Origin of the sequence: Aeromonas sp. S12(2024), assembly GCF_041402305.1 — a bacterium.
Lineage (GTDB): Bacteria > Pseudomonadota > Gammaproteobacteria > Enterobacterales > Aeromonadaceae > Aeromonas > Aeromonas veronii.
In genome coordinates, this window is sequence record NZ_JBGLRB010000003.1 from 20,023 (window position 1) to 34,996 (window position 14,974).

A 14,974-nucleotide genomic window follows, 5' to 3' on the forward strand; every position below is an offset into this window, starting at 1 on the left:
GCACTGTCCCCTTTTTCACCAGAACAGGAGTCAACATGCCGGATGAGATCGATCTTGCCCGCCGCGGCCTGTTCCGGGGGCGGCTGAGAACCGCCGAACCGCCGGTGCAGTTGCCCTGGTCAGTCAACTGGTCGACATTTGTCGCCGACTGCACCCGCTGCGGGGAGTGTCTGGCGGCCTGTCCGGAGCAGATCCTGGTGAATGGCGAGGGCGGTTTTCCGGTGGTCGATTTCCAGCGTGGCGAATGCACCTTCTGCACCGAGTGCGCCACGGTCTGCAAGGCGCCTGTGTTTCGCCCGACCAGCGAGTCACCCTGGCACTACAAGGCCCATATCGAGGCCAACTGTTTGGCCAATGGTCAGGTGTTCTGCCAGCGCTGTCAGGACAGCTGCGAGCCCAATGCCATTCGTTTTATTCCGGTGCTGGGGCGTGTGCCCACCCCGACGGTCGAGCCGGATCGCTGTAATGGCTGCGGCGCCTGCGTGCAGGATTGTCCGGTTGGCAGCATCAAGGTCGACGGGCGAGCCGCCCCATCCGGTGGTGCGAGCCAGCCCACCCTCAAGCAGGAGTCAGAATGAGTCAGAAGCCGTGTGACACAGAAGCCACAATGGATCAGGAGTTCCATGTATCGAGTCTGGTGGTGCTGACCCAGCCCCCTTTGCGCCATCAGCTCGCCGAGCAGATTGGCGCCCTGGAAGGGGCCGAGATCCACGCCGTCAGTGACGAGGGCAAGCTGGTCGTGACCCTGGAAGGTCCGAGCCAGCGGCCGATCATGGCGGCCATTGATGCGATACAGGCGATGCCGGGTGTGCTCTCAGCCGCCCTGATTTACCACCAGTTCGATGAACTGGGCGGTCACTGAAAAGAGTGATGGGATGCCGGGCGTGCCCTCTGCCGCTGATGGCTGGCTCCCGTTCGACAGATTCGACAACTATTACGCGATAAGCAATGTGAGGATATGCCATGAAGCTGAGTCGACGCGACTTTATGAAGGCCAACGCGGTGGCAGCTGCCGCAGCCGTGGCCGGTGTCAGTGCCCCCACGCTGGCAGCCAATCTCATCACCAGTACCGACAAGACAGCCATCCATTGGGATAAGGCTCCCTGCCGCTTCTGCGGTACCGGCTGCTCCGTGCTGGTGGGCTCTCAGGATGGTCGGGTCGTGGCGACTCAGGGCGACCCCGATGCACCGGTCAACCGTGGCCTCAACTGCATCAAGGGCTACTTCCTCTCCAAGATCATGTACGGCCAGGATCGCCTGACCCAGCCGATGCTGCGGATGAAGAACGGCCAGTTCGACAAGGATGGCGACTTCGCCCCCATCAGCTGGGATCAGGCGTTCGACATCATGGCCGAGAAGTTCAAGGCAACTCTGAAAGAGAAGGGGCCGACCGCTGTCGGCATGTTCGGCTCCGGCCAGTGGACTGTCTGGGAAGGTTACGCTGCCGCCAAGCTGATGAAGGCCGGTTTCCGCTCCAACAACATCGACCCTAATGCCCGCCACTGCATGGCCTCTGCGGTCGTCGGCTTTATGCGTACTTTCGGTATGGATGAGCCGATGGGCTGCTATGACGATATCGAGCAGGCCGATGCGTTCGTGCTGTGGGGCTCCAACATGGCCGAGATGCACCCCATCCTCTGGTCGCGGATGTCCGATCGCCGTCTCTCCAACCCGGATGTGCAGGTGCACGTGCTCTCTACCTTCGAGCACCGCAGCTTCGAGCTGGCGGACAACGGCATGGTGTTCACCCCGCAGACCGATCTGGCGATCCTCAACTATGTCGCCAACTACATCATCCAGAACGACAAGGTGAACTGGGACTTCGTCAACAAACACACAGTGTTCAAGAAGGGGGTCACCGACATCGGTTACGGCCTGCGCCCGACCGATCCGCTGCAGCAGAAAGCGAAGAACCCGGACAGCGGCGATGCCACTCCGATGACCTTCGAGGAGTTTGCCAAGTTCGTGGCGGATTACGATGTGGAGTCGGTCTCCAAGCTCTCCGGCGTCTCCAAAGAGAAGCTGGAAAAGCTGGCCAAGCTCTATGCCGACCCGAGCAAGAAGGTGGTCTCCTACTGGACCATGGGTTTCAACCAGCATACCCGTGGCGTCTGGGCCAACAACCTCTGCTACAACATCCACCTGCTGACCGGCAAGATCTCCGAGCCGGGTAATGGTCCTTTCTCACTGACCGGCCAGCCCTCTGCCTGTGGCACCGCGCGTGAAGTGGGTACCTTTGCCCACCGTCTGCCTGCCGACATGGTGGTGACCGAGCCCAAACACCGCGCCATTGCCGAGAAGATCTGGAAACTGCCGGAGGGGACCATTCCCGACAAGGTGGGTTTCCACGCCGTGCTGCAGGATCGTATGCTCAAAGATGGCAAGCTCAACGCCTACTGGGTGATGTGCAACAACAACATGCAGGCCGGCCCCAACATGAATACCGATCGCCTGCCTGGCTATCGCGACCCGCGCAACTTCATCGTGGTCTCCGACCCGTACCCGACCGTCACTGCCCAGGCCGCTGACCTCATTCTGCCCACCGCCATGTGGGTGGAGAAAGAGGGGGCCTACGGCAACGCCGAGCGCCGCACCCAGTTCTGGCACCAGCAGGTGAAAGCGCCGGAAGGGGCCAAGTCCGACTTGTGGCAGCTGATGGAATTCTCCAAGCGCTTCAAAGTCGAGGAAGTGTGGCCGGCTGAGCTGATTGCCAAGATGCCGGAAGTGAAGGGCAAAACCCTGTTCGACGTGCTCTATGCCAACGGTCAGGTCAACCAGTTCCCGAAAGAGCAGAGCAAGGGGCTGCTGAACGACGAAGCCGAGCACTTCGGTTTCTACGTCCAGAAGGGCTTGTTCGAGGAGTATGCCACCTTCGGTCGTGGCCACGGTCACGATCTGGCACCGTTCGATCAGTACCACGAAGCGCGCGGTCTGCGCTGGCCGGTAGTGGATGGCAAAGAGACTCTGTGGCGCTATCGCGAAGGGTTTGACCCGTACGTGAAAACGGGCGAGGGGGTGCGTTTTTATGGCAAGCCCGATGGCAAGGCGGTCATCTTCGCCCTGCCGTTCGAGCCCGCCGCCGAGTCGCCGGATAAAGAGTACGACCTGTGGCTCTCCACCGGCCGCGTGCTGGAGCACTGGCACACCGGTACCATGACCCGTCGGGTGCCCGAGCTCTATCGCGCCTTCCCGGATGCGGTGCTCTTCATGCACCCGGACGATGCCAAGGCCCGTGGCGTGCGTCGTGGCGAAGAGGTGATCGTCTCCTCCCGCCGTGGCGAGGTGAAGACCCGTGTCGAGACCCGTGGTCGCAACCGTCCGCCGAAAGGACTGGTCTTCATGCCCTTCTTCGATGCGAGCCAGCTGGTCAACAAGCTGACCCTGGATGCCACCGATCCGCTCTCGAAAGAGACCGATTACAAGAAGTGCGCCGTCAAGGTGATGAAGGCTTAAGGCGGGGGAGTGCGAGATGAGTCGTAGTCGTCGCCAGTTTCTGGCCGACATGGCCAAGGGGGCCTGCGGTGTGGGCCTGCTTGGCGTGGGGCTCGGTGGCGTGGCCCGCCAGCAGGCACAAGCCGTGCCTGCCCAGGCGCTGCGCCCGCCCGCCGCTCTCGATGAAACAGAGTTCCTCAGCGCCTGCGTGCGTTGCGGGCTCTGCGTTGAGGCCTGCCCCTACGACACCCTCAAGCTCGCCCGGCTGTTTGACCCTGTGACCACCGGTACCCCTTATTTCAAGGCGCGTGCCGTGCCCTGCGAGATGTGTGATGACATCCCTTGCGTGGTGGCCTGTCCGAGCGGGGCACTGGATCAGCAGATGACCGACATCGATCAGGCCCGGATGGGGGTGGCAGTGCTCATCGATCACGAGACCTGTCTCAACTATCTGGGGCTGCGCTGCGATGTCTGTTATCGGGTCTGCCCGCTGATTGACAAGGCGATCACTCTTGAGCTGCAGCATAACCAGCGTACCGGCAAACACGCCATGTTCCTGCCCACGGTACACAGCGATATCTGTACCGGCTGTGGCAAGTGTGAGCATGCCTGCGTGCTGGAGGAAGCGGCCATCAAGGTGGTGCCACGCCAGCTCGCCAAAGGTGAGCTTGGTCATCACTACAGGCTCGGCTGGGAAGAGAAGGCCAAGGCGGGGAACAAGTCGCTCATTGGCGACAGGCTCACCCTGCCCACCCGCAAACCGGAGGGGTTATGAGTCGTTATCCGGGGGAAGAGGCTCGCATCAAGCTGGGGTGGTGGCGTTCCCACCGCTTCCTGTTGCTGCGCAGGCTCAGTCAGTTCAGCGTGCTCGCGCTGTTTATGCTGGGGCCGTTGGCGGGTATCTGGATCCTCAAGGGCAACCTCTCCAGCTCGCTGTTGCTGGAGACGGTGCCGCTGACCGATCCCCTCACGCTGTTGCAGTCGCTGGCGGCGGGTCACTGGCCCATCACCACCCTCTGGCTGGGGGCTGCCATTGTGCTGGCCGGTTACTGGCTGGTCGGGGGGCGGGTGTTCTGCTCCTGGGTCTGTCCGGTCAACCTCATCACGGATGCCGCAGCCTGGTTCAGGGGGCGACTTGGCCTCAAGGGCAATGGCCAGTTCAGCCGTGCGACCCGCTACTGGCTGCTGGCCATGGTGCTGGTGGTGCCAGCGGTGGTCGGGGTGATGGCGTGGGAGCTGGTCAATCCGGTGTCACTCGCCATGCGTGGTCTGCTGTTTGGCATGGGGGCGGGCTGGGCCCTGCTTGCAGCGCTGTTCCTGTTCGATCTCTTCGTGGTTGAGCGGGGCTGGTGCGGTCATCTCTGTCCGGTGGGGGCCTTCTATGCCCTGGTCAACCGGGTCGGATTTATCAAGATTTCTGCCAAGGGGCGCGAGCGGTGCAACAACTGCATGGATTGTTATGCGGTCTGCCCGGAGCGTCCCATCCTGCGCGGGCCTGTTCATGGTGCCAAGCGCGGTCACGGGCCCTTGATTGCGGCTCAGGAGTGTACCAACTGTGGCCGCTGCATCGATGTCTGCGCGGAACAAGTTTTTGAAATCACTGTAGGTTTTGCCGTCAAGGCAGAAAAAACGTCGGAGAACAAATAATGAAAAAGCTGATTGGAGCAATGCTGGCCTGCCTGATGGCGGGATCCTTGATGGCAGCGGCCCCCGAGATCACCAACAGTACCGGTGGCCTCAAGTCCGAGCGTGGCGCCACCGATCTGGTGACCGATGCCACCGCCGCGCCCCTGAAAAACTTCCGCAAGGATGGTGCGCCCTACGATCGCCAGTACATGCATCAGCCGCCGCTGATCCCCCACGACATTCGCAACTACGAGGTGGATACCAAGGTCAACAAGTGCCTGGCTTGCCACAGCTTCAAGAATGCCAGTGCCATGAAGGCTCCCAAGATCAGTCCGACTCATTTCGAGACCCGCGATGGCCTGACCCTGGGTGAAGTGTCGCCGCGTCGCTACTTCTGCCTGCAGTGCCATGTGCCGCAAGCGGATGCCAAGCCGCTGGTGGAAAATACCTTTAAACCGGTTGAAGCGCTGAACTGAGGAATCCATAGATGAAATTACCCGGCTTTATCCAGCGTCTGTGGACCACCTTCAAGTCACCGTCGAAGGCGGCTCTCTGGGTCATCCTGCTGATGGGCTTCTTCGGTGGCGTGATTTTCTGGGGTGGTTTCAACACCGCCATGGAAGCATCCAACACCGAAGCCTTCTGCACCAGCTGTCACGAGATGAAGGACAACGTGTTCGAGGAGTACCGCGACACCATCCACTACTCCAACCGCTCCGGTGTGCGCGCCAGCTGCCCTGATTGCCACGTACCGCACGAGTGGACCTACAAGATCATCCGCAAGGTGCAGGCTTCCAAGGAGCTGTGGGGCATGATCACCGGCAAGGTGGATACCCGTGAGAAGTTCGAGTCGCACCGGCGCGAGATGGCGGAGCGGGAGTGGCAGCGGATGAAAGAGACTGATTCGCGCGAGTGCCGCAACTGCCACAACTTCGAGTACATGGACTTCTCCCTGCAGGGGCAGCGTGCCGCCAAGATGCACTCTACCAATCTGGCCAGTGGTGAAAGTACCTGCATCGACTGTCACAAGGGGATAGCTCACCAGCTGCCCGACATGACCGGGGTGAAAGGGTTCTGATCCTGCGACGACAGGCCGGGTTTCCCCGGCCTGCGTTTTGTTCATATATGGGACAAGCATCAGATTTGTGTGTCTTTTAAATCCCATATCTCGTGAAACTTTTGATAGAATCAGCCCGCCGTCACACGCTTGAGCAAGTTGGTCACCCCTGTCTGCGTCCGTTTTTGCGCTCTGACAGCTGGCCTTTCATACCCCTTCTCTTCCTGCCTCGTTGACGGCCCATAGCCACAAGGAGCTGCCCGATGGGACAGAAACACAACGCATTTATTCCCCTCAAGATCGCCGTGCTGACGGTCTCCGACAGCCGCACCGCCGCCGATGACAGCTCGGGTGATTATCTGGTCTCGGCCCTTACCGACGCGGGCCATCAGCTGGCCGATCGGGCGCTCTGCCCGGACAACCTGTTTCGCATCCGCGCGCGGGTGAGCGAGTGGATCGCCGATGAGGGGGTGCAGGTGGTACTGATTAACGGCGGTACCGGCTTCAATGAACAGAACCGGGTACCGGAAGCGGTCGGTGTGCTGTTCGAGCGCACCGTACAGGGTTTTGGCGAGATGTTCCGTCAGCTCTCTTTTGCCGAGATTAAAGGCTCCGCCATGCAGAGCCGTGCGCTGGCGGGACTCGCCAATCGCACCCTGATCTGCTGTCTGCCCGGCTCCACCGGCGCCTGTCAGCTGGGTTGGGAGCAACTGATCCGCGATCAGCTCGATGCCCGCACCAAGCCGTGCAACTTTGTCTCCCACCTCTGAGAGCAAACGATGAACCAGACCGATCCCAAGCAGACCCAGCCCAACCTGACGCATCTGAACCAGAGCGGCGAAGCCCATATGGTGGATGTGACCGACAAGCAGGTGACCGAGCGCGAAGCCCGCGCCGAGGCGTTTGTTGCCATGGCCCCCGAGACGCTGGCGCTGATCCTGAGCGGCCAGCACCACAAGGGGGACGTGTTCGCTACCGCCCGCATCGCAGGCATCATGGCCGCCAAGAAGACCTCCGATCTTATCCCACTCTGCCATCCGCTGGCCTTGACCAAAGTCGAGGTGGAGATAGTGCCGCTGGCCGAGGAGAATCGGGTGCATATCCGCACTCTCTGCAAGCTCTCCGGCAAGACTGGTGTCGAGATGGAGGCGCTGACCGCCGCGTCGGTAGCGGCGCTGACCATCTACGACATGTGCAAGGCGGTGCAAAAGGACATGGTGATCGAACAGGTGCGACTGGTAGAGAAAAAGGGCGGCAAGTCCGGCCATTTTCAGCTGGGGTCAAATAGCGGGGAGCAAGCATGATCAAGGTACTGTTTTTTGCGCAAGTAAGAGAGCTGGTGGCCTGCGATGAGCTGAGCCTGCCATGCGACTACGCCACCGCCGAACAACTGCGCGCGGCGCTTTGTGAGCGCGGCGACAAGTGGGCGCTGGCCCTTGAGGTGGGCAAACTGCTGGTGGCGGTCAACCAGACCCTGGTGCCCCTCGATACCCCCATCAACGATGGCGATGAGGTTGCTTTTTTCCCACCAGTGACCGGAGGTTAAGGATGAGCGAGGCAACCATCACAGATCGCATTCAGGTGCAGCGGGAGGATTTCTCGCTGGCGGATGAATATGCCCGCCTCGCCACCCGCCCAGACACTGGCGCCATCGTCACCTTCGTTGGCAAGGTGCGCGACTTCAATCAGGGGGAGGAGGTGAAGGGGCTGGCCCTCGAGCACTACCCCGGTATGACCGAGAAGGCGCTGGCCGATATTGTGCAGGAGGCCCGCCGCCGCTGGCCGCTGCAGGAGTGTACCCTCATTCATCGTATCGGCGAGCTGTGGCTTGGCGATCAGATTGTGCTGGTGGCGGTGAGCAGTGCCCACCGCGACGCAGCCTTTGATGCCTGTCACTTCATCATGGATTTCTTGAAAACCCGGGCGCCGTTCTGGAAAAAAGAGCTGACCGCCGAGGGTGTGCAACGCTGGGTCGAGGCGCTTGATCGCGACAACGCCGCCGCTGCCCGCTGGCAAGCCTGACCTGTTCATCATGAGGGGGGCAGGTTCAACGGGAACCACGGCCCCGCCAAGGGGCACGGATGTGCGGGCCCCATCAGGAGAAAGGGAATGAAACCGCTGTTATCTGTTGTCATCGCAGGCGTCTGCGCCGCCACCTTGCATACCGGTGCCGTGCAGGCTGATGAAGTGAAGGTGGCTGTGGCTGCCAACTTCAAGGGCACCATAGATCGTATTGGCAAGGAGTTTACCGCCAAGACCGGCCACACCCTGGCCATCTCGTCTGCCGCCACCGGAGTGCTCTACACCCAGATCAGTCACGGCGCACCGTTCGATCTCTTCCTCTCCGCCGATGTGGCGACCCCCGAGAAGCTGGAAAAAGAGGGCAAGGGGAGCGATCGCTTCACCTACGCCATCGGCCAGCTGGGGCTGTGGAAGAAGGGGGGGCCAGCCCCTGACGAGGCGACCCTGCGCAATTGGAAGGGCAACCTCGCCATCGCCAATGCCCGCACCGCACCCTATGGTGCAGCCGCCATGGCGACCCTCACCCATCTCAAGATTGATCCCAAGCAGTACCGGTTGCTGACCGGCGCCAACATCGGCCAGACCTGGCAATTTGTCGACACCGGCAATGCCGAACTGGGCTTTGTCGCCTGGGCCAATCTGGTGGAAGCGGGCAAGACTGGCGAAGCCTGGGCGGTGCCTGCGAGCTTCTATCCCCCCATCGAGCAGCAGGGGCTGGTATTGAAGAAAGGCGCCGCGGTCGAGGCGCTGGTCGCCTGGCTCAAGGGGCCGGGTCAGGCGCAGATCAAGGCTGCGGGTTATGCCCTGCCCCAATAGGGGGATGGGCCTGATGCGATACCCTGAGTGGTCGGCCTTCGGGTCGGCCACTCTTTGCAATAAGGATGGATTCCATGCCGTTGGGGGCATTTATCAACCGGGAGGTCGGCAATGAGTGAAGGGGATCTGCTGGCGGTCTGGCTCACCCTGAAGCTTGCGGCCTGCACCACAGCGATTTTGCTGTTGCTGGCACCGCCGCTGGCCTGGTGGCTGTCGCGCAGTCAGAACCGGCTGCGGCCGCTGGTTGAGGCCTTGGTGGCACTGCCGTTGGTGCTGCCTCCCACGGTACTGGGTTTTTATCTGCTGCTCGCCTTTTCCCCCGAATATGGTTTCGGCGCCTGGTGGCGCGACACCTTTGGCGCCCCGCTCGCCTTCAGCTTTCTCGGCCTGCTGTTTGCCTCCATCCTCTATTCGCTGCCGTTTGTGGTGCAGCCGCTCACCTCCGCCTTCGTCAACATGGGCAACAAGGAGCTGGAAGCTGCTGCGACCCTGGGGCTCGGCCCGCTGGAGCGCTTCTTCCACATCATCTTGCCGATGACCCTGCCAAGCTTTGTAATGGCGGCGGCGCTCGGCTTTGCCCACACCCTGGGGGAGTTTGGCGTGGTGCTGATGATTGGCGGCAATATCCCCGGCGAAACCCAAGTGCTCTCCATCGCCCTGTTTGATCATGTGGAGGCGATGGACTATCAGAACGCCCATATTCTGGCGGGCGGCCTGATGGCCTTCTCGTTGGTGATGCTGGTGCTGGTCTACGGTGTGTTGCAGCGCCGACAGCGGAGAGTGTTTGGATGAACCAGCCCGCTACTATGCCGCCTGTGAACGTGCCGCACCGCCATGCCTTGAACCTCCATGCCCGGCGCGAGTTTGGCTCATTTACCCTCGATTGCGTACTGACCCTCGAGTTGGGGGGGATCCTCGGCCTGTTCGGCCCTTCAGGCTGCGGCAAGAGCACACTGCTGCGCATCATCGCTGGGCTAGATCGCCGAAGCGGGGATCGCTTGCGGTGGCGCGATCGGGAGTATGCTCAACTGCTGCCCGAAGCGCGCCGGATCGGACTGGTGTTTCAGGACTCGCGCCTCTTCCCCCATCTGACGGTGCTCGGCAATCTGCAACTGGCGGCCCGCAAGGGGCGAGGGCGCTGGCAGCCCGAGGCGCTGGCGGCGCGACTCGGTTTTGCCGATCTGCTGGGGCTGCCTGCCCATGCCCTCTCTGGCGGTCAACGCCAGCGGGTAGCGCTGGGGCGGGCGCTGCTGGCCGAGCCTGATCTGCTACTGCTCGATGAGCCTTTTTCTGCGCTCGATCGGCGCAGCCGCATCCATCAGGCCCATGTGCTAAAGGGCTTGCAGCAGGAGAGCGGCATCCCGATGATCTTCGTCAGCCACGCCATGGAGGAGGTGAGCCTGCTCTGCGATCAGCTGGTGCTGCTGGAAGGTGGCAGGGTGGAGGCGCAAGGCCGGCCGAGCGAGATTTTCGCCCGTACTGACCTGTCACTCGCCAGCCGTGACGATGCCGGGGTGATGCTGGCGGCGACCCTCTCTCACTACGATGAAGAGGAGCAGATGGCGACCCTGCAGCTTGGTGAGCAGCAACTGCGGGTTACCATGACCCAGGTGCCGGATGAGAGCGGCCCCTTGCAGATCAAGGTGGCGGGGCGGGATGTGGTGATCGCCACGGCCCCCATCGAGCACTCCAGCCTCTCCAACTGTCTCATCACCCGTCTGCTGGCGGTGCGCGAGGTGCGCCCCGGCCAGACCCTGTTGCAGTTGGCGCTGGGTGAGCAGATACTGCTGGCCCGGATCACCAGCCGCTCCGCCAGGCGGCTGGCGCTGGCGCCGGAGCAGCAGATCTACGCTTATATCAAGGCGGTGAGTCTGGTCAGCGAGGGTTGATTGGGCGCCGTGCTGATAACGTGGCAGGATGGCCACGGGCAACATAACAACGAGAGATGGTTCAGGTGATGAGTCGAGAGGCAATACACTGATGCGCCGCAATCAGGTGATGAAATTCAATGGTCTTGCCCTGCGCAGCGCAGGAGAGGGCCCCTTGCTGTTGCTGCTGCATGGGCTGGGCTCCTCCAGCCTCGACTGGCAGGCGCAGATCGAACGGTTTTCCGAACACTACCGGGTGGTGGCGCTGGACTTGCGCGGCCACGGCCAGAGCATGCAGGAGGGGCCGTTTGACGTGGCGACCCTGGCAGCCGATGTGGTGAACTGGCTCGATGCACAGCCAGAACCCGCCTGGGTGGTGGGATTGTCGCTGGGGGCCATGGTAGCGCTGGAGCTGGCGCTGCAACTGCCCCACAAGGTGCAGGGGCTGGTGCTGGTCAACGGTTTTAGCGAGTTTCTGCTGGAGAGCCCCAAAGAGCAGGAGCGTTACGCCCAGCGCCTCAAGTGGCTGCGCTGGTTCGGTATGCGCCCGCTCGCCTGGTGGCTGGGACGCGAGCTCTTCCCGGGCCCGGATCTGGCACAGGTGCGCCACACCTTCCGGCTGCGTTTCGTGCGCAATAAAAAGAAAACCTACAAGGCGCTGCTGGAGGCGTTACCCGGCTGGTCGGTACGCGCCCGGCTTGGCTCCATCTGGCAGCCGGTGGCCATCATCTCCACCAGTCACGACTACCTGCCGCTGGCCAAACGGGTAGAGCAGTTTGCCGCCTTGCCCAACGCCACCATCCACACCCCCAATGGCCACCACGCCTGGCCCGCGGAAGATCCCTCGGGCTTTAATCACCTGTTGCAACGGATCCTCACGACCCATTGAGGAAGGGGTTGTTAGGTGCAGGTACCAAAAAGCCGAACCACAGGGTTCGGCTTTTTTGATCCCGTTTGCGTCAAGGATGGGAGCAGACGGGGCAGTCGGGGCGCTTGGGTAGCTTCATCTCGCGGAAGGTGCCGCTCAGGCCGTCGATTATCAGCAGGCGGCCGCTGTAGCTTTTGCCCATCCCAGCCAAGAGTTTGATGGCTTCCAGTGCCTGCAGGCTGCCCACCAGACCCACCACGGGGGCGAGTACCCCGGCCTCGACACAGGTGAGGGCCTGCTCGCTAAACAGGGCGCTGAGGCAGGCGTAGCAGGGCTCATTTTCCTGCCAGGTGAAGCTGCAGAGCTGACCCTCCAGCCGGATGGCGGCGCCACTGACCAGCGGTACCCTGTGCTGGCGTGCCTTTTGATTCAGCAGGTTGCGAATGGCCAGATTGTCGGTGCAGTCGAGAACCAGCTGATGTTGGGGCAACAGGGTATCAAGCAGTTCCTCATCGGCTACAGCGGTATGGGTCTCGACCGTTAGCCAATGGTTAAGGGCGCGCAGCGAGCGGGCGGCAGAGTCCACCTTGTCGTGGCCGATACGCTCATCGTTGTGCAGCACCTGACGCTGCAGGTTGGAGAGCTCCACCTTGTCGAAATCGACCAGGGTGAGTTGGCCAACCCCGGCCACCGCCAGATACTGGCTGGCGGCGCAGCCAAGGCCTCCGGCACCGATCACCAGCACACGGGCCTGTTTGAGCGCCTCCTGCCCCTCGAAATCGAAGGATTTGAGGATGATCTGGCGGTTGTAGCGCAGTAGTTCGGCGTCGCTCAGGATCTCGCTCACAGCAGCAATCCCCCGAATGGCTCCACGGTCACCGTCTCGCCCGCGGCGACGCGGCCCCGTTCCCGTTCAAGAACGATGTAGCAGTTGGCTCGCGACAGGGAGCTGAACACGGCGGAGTCCTGCGAGCCGGTGCTGTGCACCTCGAGGCCGTTTGGCCCCTGACTCAGGATGCCGCGCTGGAAGTCGAGTCGGCCCGGGCTCTTTTTGAGTGGTTCGGCCGCAATGGCTTGCAGCTGAAGCGGGCGCTCGAAGCGTTGGCCCGCCAGCTTGGCCAGCGCCGGTTGCACCAGCTGATCGAAGGTGACCATGGCGGAGACCGGGTTGCCCGGCAGGCCGAAGAACCAGGCGCGGGGCAGGCGGCCGAAGGCAAATGGTTTTCCCGGCTTGATGGCCAGCTTCCAGAAGCCAATCTCGCCGAGCTCGTCCAGCAGTTGTTTGGTGAAGTCCGCTTCCCCCACCGAGACGCCGCCGGTGGTGATGAGTACATCGGCCTCTTCGTCGGCGCGGATAAAGGCGGCGCGTAGCTGGGCGGGATCGTCCGGGATGATGCCAAGGTCGAGGCAGTCGCAGCCCATGCGCGCCAGCATGGCCCGTACGCCATAGCGGTTGGAGTCATAGATATCGCCGTGGGCGAGCGGGGTACCAACCGGTTTGAGCTCATCGCCGGTGCTGAAGATGGCCACTTTCAGCGGGCGACGCACCGTGACGGTAGCCACGCCGAGGGAGGCCAGCAGTGGCATTTCGCGCGGGGTGAGGCGAGTACCGGCTGGCAGCACGCAGGCGCCCTTGCCGATATCGCTGCCGGCGCGGCGGATATTCTGGCCCGGTTCGGGTTGTGCCAGAAAAGTGATCCGATCGCCGTCGGCCTGCGTTTCTTCCTGCATCACCACCGCATCGGTGCCTGCGGGAACCGGGGCGCCGGTCATGATCCGCACGCAGTGGCCGGCGGGCCACTCGCCCTGATAGGGCTGACCGGCAAACGCTTTGCCCGCCATGATGAGCGGGGTGCCAGCAGTGAGATCCGAAAGGCGCACGGCGTAACCGTCCATAGCGGAGTTGTCGAAGGGGGGCACGGCGAGGGGAGAGGCGATGTCGCTGGCAAGAACCCGGCCAAGGGCCTCTGGCAGGGGCTGCTGCTCGCTGTCGCAGCAGCAGGCGAGTTGTTCCAGCATCCCTTGCAGGGCATCGCTTAAGGGGAGTAGTCCGCTGGTATCAAATCCCATCGTCATGACCTCTTTCTATGATTGAAGGCGGGATTATCACAAAAATCCCCGGGGATGGGCAGGGAATCTCGGAGTAATCGGCGCTGAAACGGGGGGAGATGGCCATAAAGTATGAGGTGACGCACAAGTTGACTTGAATCTTGGCGGCAATGGCCGTTTACTATGCCGCCATAACAGATGGCCGTCACATCCCGTGTGGCGACCATTACAGCGATACCATCGGCCCTGTACGCCGCAATAACATAAGGGGTTGCTCCTTGAGCTGCCCTCACAGTCCCTGAGCGTGGGAGAGAAGATAATGACAACCTTAAGTCCGGAAGCCTTGCTGGTCAGGGCTGCCCTCGAAGCCCAGGGACTGGAAACCCCCCTGGTCACCAACGAGCTTAACAGCCAGCAGAAGCGGGAGAAGATCGAAGGCCATATGCGCTCCATCATGGAGACACTGGGGCTGGATCTGACCGATGACAGTCTGGCCGAGACGCCGCACCGCATCGCCAAGATGTACGTCAACGAGATCTTCTCCGGCCTCGATTATTCCACCTTCCCCAAGGTGACGGTGATCGAGAACAAGATGCAGGTGGACGAGATGATCATGGTGCGGGACATCAGCCTCACCAGCACCTGCGAACACCACTTCGTCACCATCGACGGCATGGCTCATGTGGCCTATATCCCTCGTGGCAAGGTAATTGGCCTGTCGAAGATCAACCGCATCGTGCAGTTCTTTGCCCGCCGTCCCCAGGTGCAGGAGCGGCTGACCCAGCAGATCCTGCTGGCGCTGCAGACCCTGCTCGGTACCAAGGATGTGGCCATCAGCATCAAGGCGACCCACTACTGCGTCAAGGCGCGCGGAGTGATGGACTCCACCTCCTATACCACCACCACCTCCCTCGGCGGGGTGTTCAAGACCCAGCCCGATACCCGGGCCGAATTTCTGGGCGGCCTGCGCGGATAAGATGGCGGTTGTTTTGTAACCGCCACGCTGAATAAACGAGACGCCAGCAGCCATTGCTGGCGTTTTTCATTGGTTCCGGATGAGAGTGGCGGCCTGCAACGGCTTGGCCCGTGCGGCTTGCACTATGCAAACGTTATGTATTTTTTCGATTTATTCATCTGAGCGGTATATTTAATCGAGCACGAAAAAAACCTCGTTTTCACCTTACAAAAAGTAACCGGACAGACTCTTTCCGAACCGTCACAATCCGGTTACTCTAG

The 14,974-nt window shown here is 61.8% G+C and carries 18 protein-coding genes; 16 read left to right on the forward strand and 2 right to left on the reverse strand.

The window, feature by feature from the left end; all coding sequences use genetic code 11:
* Window positions 1-35: 35 nt before the first annotated feature.
* The 15 genes from napF (at window position 36) to ACB035_RS03750 (ending at window position 11,710) form a co-directional block, all read left to right on the forward strand.
* Complete coding sequence (napF, locus tag ACB035_RS03680) at window positions 36-578, forward strand: ferredoxin-type protein NapF (RefSeq protein ID WP_323930290.1); 543 nt, start codon at window positions 36-38, stop codon at window positions 576-578.
* Between the two features lie 29 nt (window positions 579-607).
* Entirely contained in the window at window positions 608-862 is a 255-nt protein-coding gene (locus tag ACB035_RS03685) for a chaperone NapD (RefSeq protein ID WP_031227438.1), read from the forward strand.
* A gap of 101 nt (window positions 863-963) precedes the next feature.
* The gene (gene napA, locus ACB035_RS03690) at window positions 964-3,453 is read left to right on the forward strand and encodes a nitrate reductase catalytic subunit NapA (protein WP_371166713.1); all 2,490 of its coding nucleotides are present in this window, start codon (window positions 964-966) and stop codon (window positions 3,451-3,453) included.
* Window positions 3,454-3,469: 16 nt separating this feature from the next.
* Window positions 3,470-4,207 carry a ferredoxin-type protein NapG gene (gene napG / locus ACB035_RS03695; protein WP_005334456.1) on the forward strand — a complete coding sequence of 246 codons (738 nt, stop codon included), beginning with the start codon at window positions 3,470-3,472 and terminating at the stop codon, window positions 4,205-4,207.
* Window positions 4,204-5,079 carry a quinol dehydrogenase ferredoxin subunit NapH gene (gene napH, locus ACB035_RS03700; protein ID WP_371166714.1) on the forward strand — a complete coding sequence of 292 codons (876 nt, stop codon included), beginning with the start codon at window positions 4,204-4,206 and terminating at the stop codon, window positions 5,077-5,079. The genes napG and napH overlap by 4 nt, the downstream gene beginning before the upstream one ends.
* On the forward strand, window positions 5,079-5,534 hold the full coding sequence (locus ACB035_RS03705; RefSeq protein WP_005334452.1) for a nitrate reductase cytochrome c-type subunit: 456 nt from the start codon (window positions 5,079-5,081) through the stop codon (window positions 5,532-5,534). Before napH ends, ACB035_RS03705 begins: the two co-directional genes overlap by 1 nt.
* 11 nt (window positions 5,535-5,545) lie before the next feature.
* A complete protein-coding gene (locus ACB035_RS03710) occupies window positions 5,546-6,136 on the forward strand; it encodes a cytochrome c3 family protein (protein WP_206901462.1) in 591 nt (196 codons plus the stop codon).
* Between the two features lie 242 nt (window positions 6,137-6,378).
* The gene (gene moaB, locus ACB035_RS03715) at window positions 6,379-6,885 is read left to right on the forward strand and encodes a molybdenum cofactor biosynthesis protein B (protein ID WP_005344126.1); all 507 of its coding nucleotides are present in this window, start codon (window positions 6,379-6,381) and stop codon (window positions 6,883-6,885) included.
* Between the two features lie 9 nt (window positions 6,886-6,894).
* A complete protein-coding gene (gene moaC / locus ACB035_RS03720; RefSeq protein ID WP_371166715.1) occupies window positions 6,895-7,419 on the forward strand; it encodes a cyclic pyranopterin monophosphate synthase MoaC in 525 nt (174 codons plus the stop codon).
* Window positions 7,416-7,661, forward strand: coding sequence for a molybdopterin synthase sulfur carrier subunit (gene moaD, locus ACB035_RS03725; protein ID WP_139477625.1), 246 nt, complete (start codon window positions 7,416-7,418; stop codon window positions 7,659-7,661). Before moaC ends, moaD begins: the two co-directional genes overlap by 4 nt.
* 2 nt (window positions 7,662-7,663) lie before the next feature.
* Window positions 7,664-8,137, forward strand: coding sequence for a molybdopterin synthase catalytic subunit MoaE (moaE, locus tag ACB035_RS03730; protein ID WP_371166716.1), 474 nt, complete (start codon window positions 7,664-7,666; stop codon window positions 8,135-8,137).
* Between the two features lie 87 nt (window positions 8,138-8,224).
* On the forward strand, window positions 8,225-8,953 hold the full coding sequence (gene modA / locus ACB035_RS03735; RefSeq protein ID WP_371166717.1) for a molybdate ABC transporter substrate-binding protein: 729 nt from the start codon (window positions 8,225-8,227) through the stop codon (window positions 8,951-8,953).
* A 111-nt stretch (window positions 8,954-9,064) separates the two neighbouring features.
* Window positions 9,065-9,745 carry a molybdate ABC transporter permease subunit gene (gene modB / locus ACB035_RS03740; RefSeq protein WP_005361814.1) on the forward strand — a complete coding sequence of 227 codons (681 nt, stop codon included), beginning with the start codon at window positions 9,065-9,067 and terminating at the stop codon, window positions 9,743-9,745.
* A complete protein-coding gene (modC, locus tag ACB035_RS03745; RefSeq protein ID WP_204481253.1) occupies window positions 9,742-10,842 on the forward strand; it encodes a molybdenum ABC transporter ATP-binding protein in 1,101 nt (366 codons plus the stop codon). The genes modB and modC overlap by 4 nt, the downstream gene beginning before the upstream one ends.
* A 91-nt stretch (window positions 10,843-10,933) precedes the next feature.
* A complete protein-coding gene (locus tag ACB035_RS03750) occupies window positions 10,934-11,710 on the forward strand; it encodes an alpha/beta fold hydrolase (protein WP_186301897.1) in 777 nt (258 codons plus the stop codon).
* A 70-nt stretch (window positions 11,711-11,780) separates the two neighbouring features.
* On the opposite strand, the gene moeB is transcribed toward ACB035_RS03750, so the two are convergent.
* Entirely contained in the window at window positions 11,781-12,536 is a 756-nt protein-coding gene (gene moeB, locus ACB035_RS03755) for a molybdopterin-synthase adenylyltransferase MoeB (protein ID WP_371166718.1), read from the reverse strand.
* A complete protein-coding gene (gene moeA / locus ACB035_RS03760; protein WP_371166821.1) occupies window positions 12,533-13,759 on the reverse strand; it encodes a molybdopterin molybdotransferase MoeA in 1,227 nt (408 codons plus the stop codon). Before moeA ends, moeB begins: the two co-directional genes overlap by 4 nt.
* Window positions 13,760-14,057: 298 nt before the next feature.
* Between moeA and folE the strand changes: the two genes are divergently transcribed.
* The gene (gene folE, locus ACB035_RS03765) at window positions 14,058-14,714 is read left to right on the forward strand and encodes a GTP cyclohydrolase I FolE (RefSeq protein WP_005334419.1); all 657 of its coding nucleotides are present in this window, start codon (window positions 14,058-14,060) and stop codon (window positions 14,712-14,714) included.
* Window positions 14,715-14,974 lie beyond the last annotated feature (260 nt).

Coding starts and splice junctions, on each gene's coding strand:
- napF (WP_323930290.1), top strand. CDS start 36: ATGCCGGATGAGATCGATCTTGCCCGCCGCGGCCTGTTCCGGGGGCGG.
- ACB035_RS03685 (WP_031227438.1), top strand. CDS start 608: ATGGATCAGGAGTTCCATGTATCGAGTCTGGTGGTGCTGACCCAGCCC.
- napA (WP_371166713.1), top strand. CDS start 964: ATGAAGCTGAGTCGACGCGACTTTATGAAGGCCAACGCGGTGGCAGCT.
- napG (WP_005334456.1), top strand. CDS start 3,470: ATGAGTCGTAGTCGTCGCCAGTTTCTGGCCGACATGGCCAAGGGGGCC.
- napH (WP_371166714.1), top strand. CDS start 4,204: ATGAGTCGTTATCCGGGGGAAGAGGCTCGCATCAAGCTGGGGTGGTGG.
- ACB035_RS03705 (WP_005334452.1), top strand. CDS start 5,079: ATGAAAAAGCTGATTGGAGCAATGCTGGCCTGCCTGATGGCGGGATCC.
- ACB035_RS03710 (WP_206901462.1), top strand. CDS start 5,546: ATGAAATTACCCGGCTTTATCCAGCGTCTGTGGACCACCTTCAAGTCA.
- moaB (WP_005344126.1), top strand. CDS start 6,379: ATGGGACAGAAACACAACGCATTTATTCCCCTCAAGATCGCCGTGCTG.
- moaC (WP_371166715.1), top strand. CDS start 6,895: ATGAACCAGACCGATCCCAAGCAGACCCAGCCCAACCTGACGCATCTG.
- moaD (WP_139477625.1), top strand. CDS start 7,416: ATGATCAAGGTACTGTTTTTTGCGCAAGTAAGAGAGCTGGTGGCCTGC.
- moaE (WP_371166716.1), top strand. CDS start 7,664: ATGAGCGAGGCAACCATCACAGATCGCATTCAGGTGCAGCGGGAGGAT.
- modA (WP_371166717.1), top strand. CDS start 8,225: ATGAAACCGCTGTTATCTGTTGTCATCGCAGGCGTCTGCGCCGCCACC.
- modB (WP_005361814.1), top strand. CDS start 9,065: ATGAGTGAAGGGGATCTGCTGGCGGTCTGGCTCACCCTGAAGCTTGCG.
- modC (WP_204481253.1), top strand. CDS start 9,742: ATGAACCAGCCCGCTACTATGCCGCCTGTGAACGTGCCGCACCGCCAT.
- ACB035_RS03750 (WP_186301897.1), top strand. CDS start 10,934: ATGCGCCGCAATCAGGTGATGAAATTCAATGGTCTTGCCCTGCGCAGC.
- moeA (WP_371166821.1), bottom strand. CDS start 13,759: ATGGGATTTGATACCAGCGGACTACTCCCCTTAAGCGATGCCCTGCAA.
- folE (WP_005334419.1), top strand. CDS start 14,058: ATGACAACCTTAAGTCCGGAAGCCTTGCTGGTCAGGGCTGCCCTCGAA.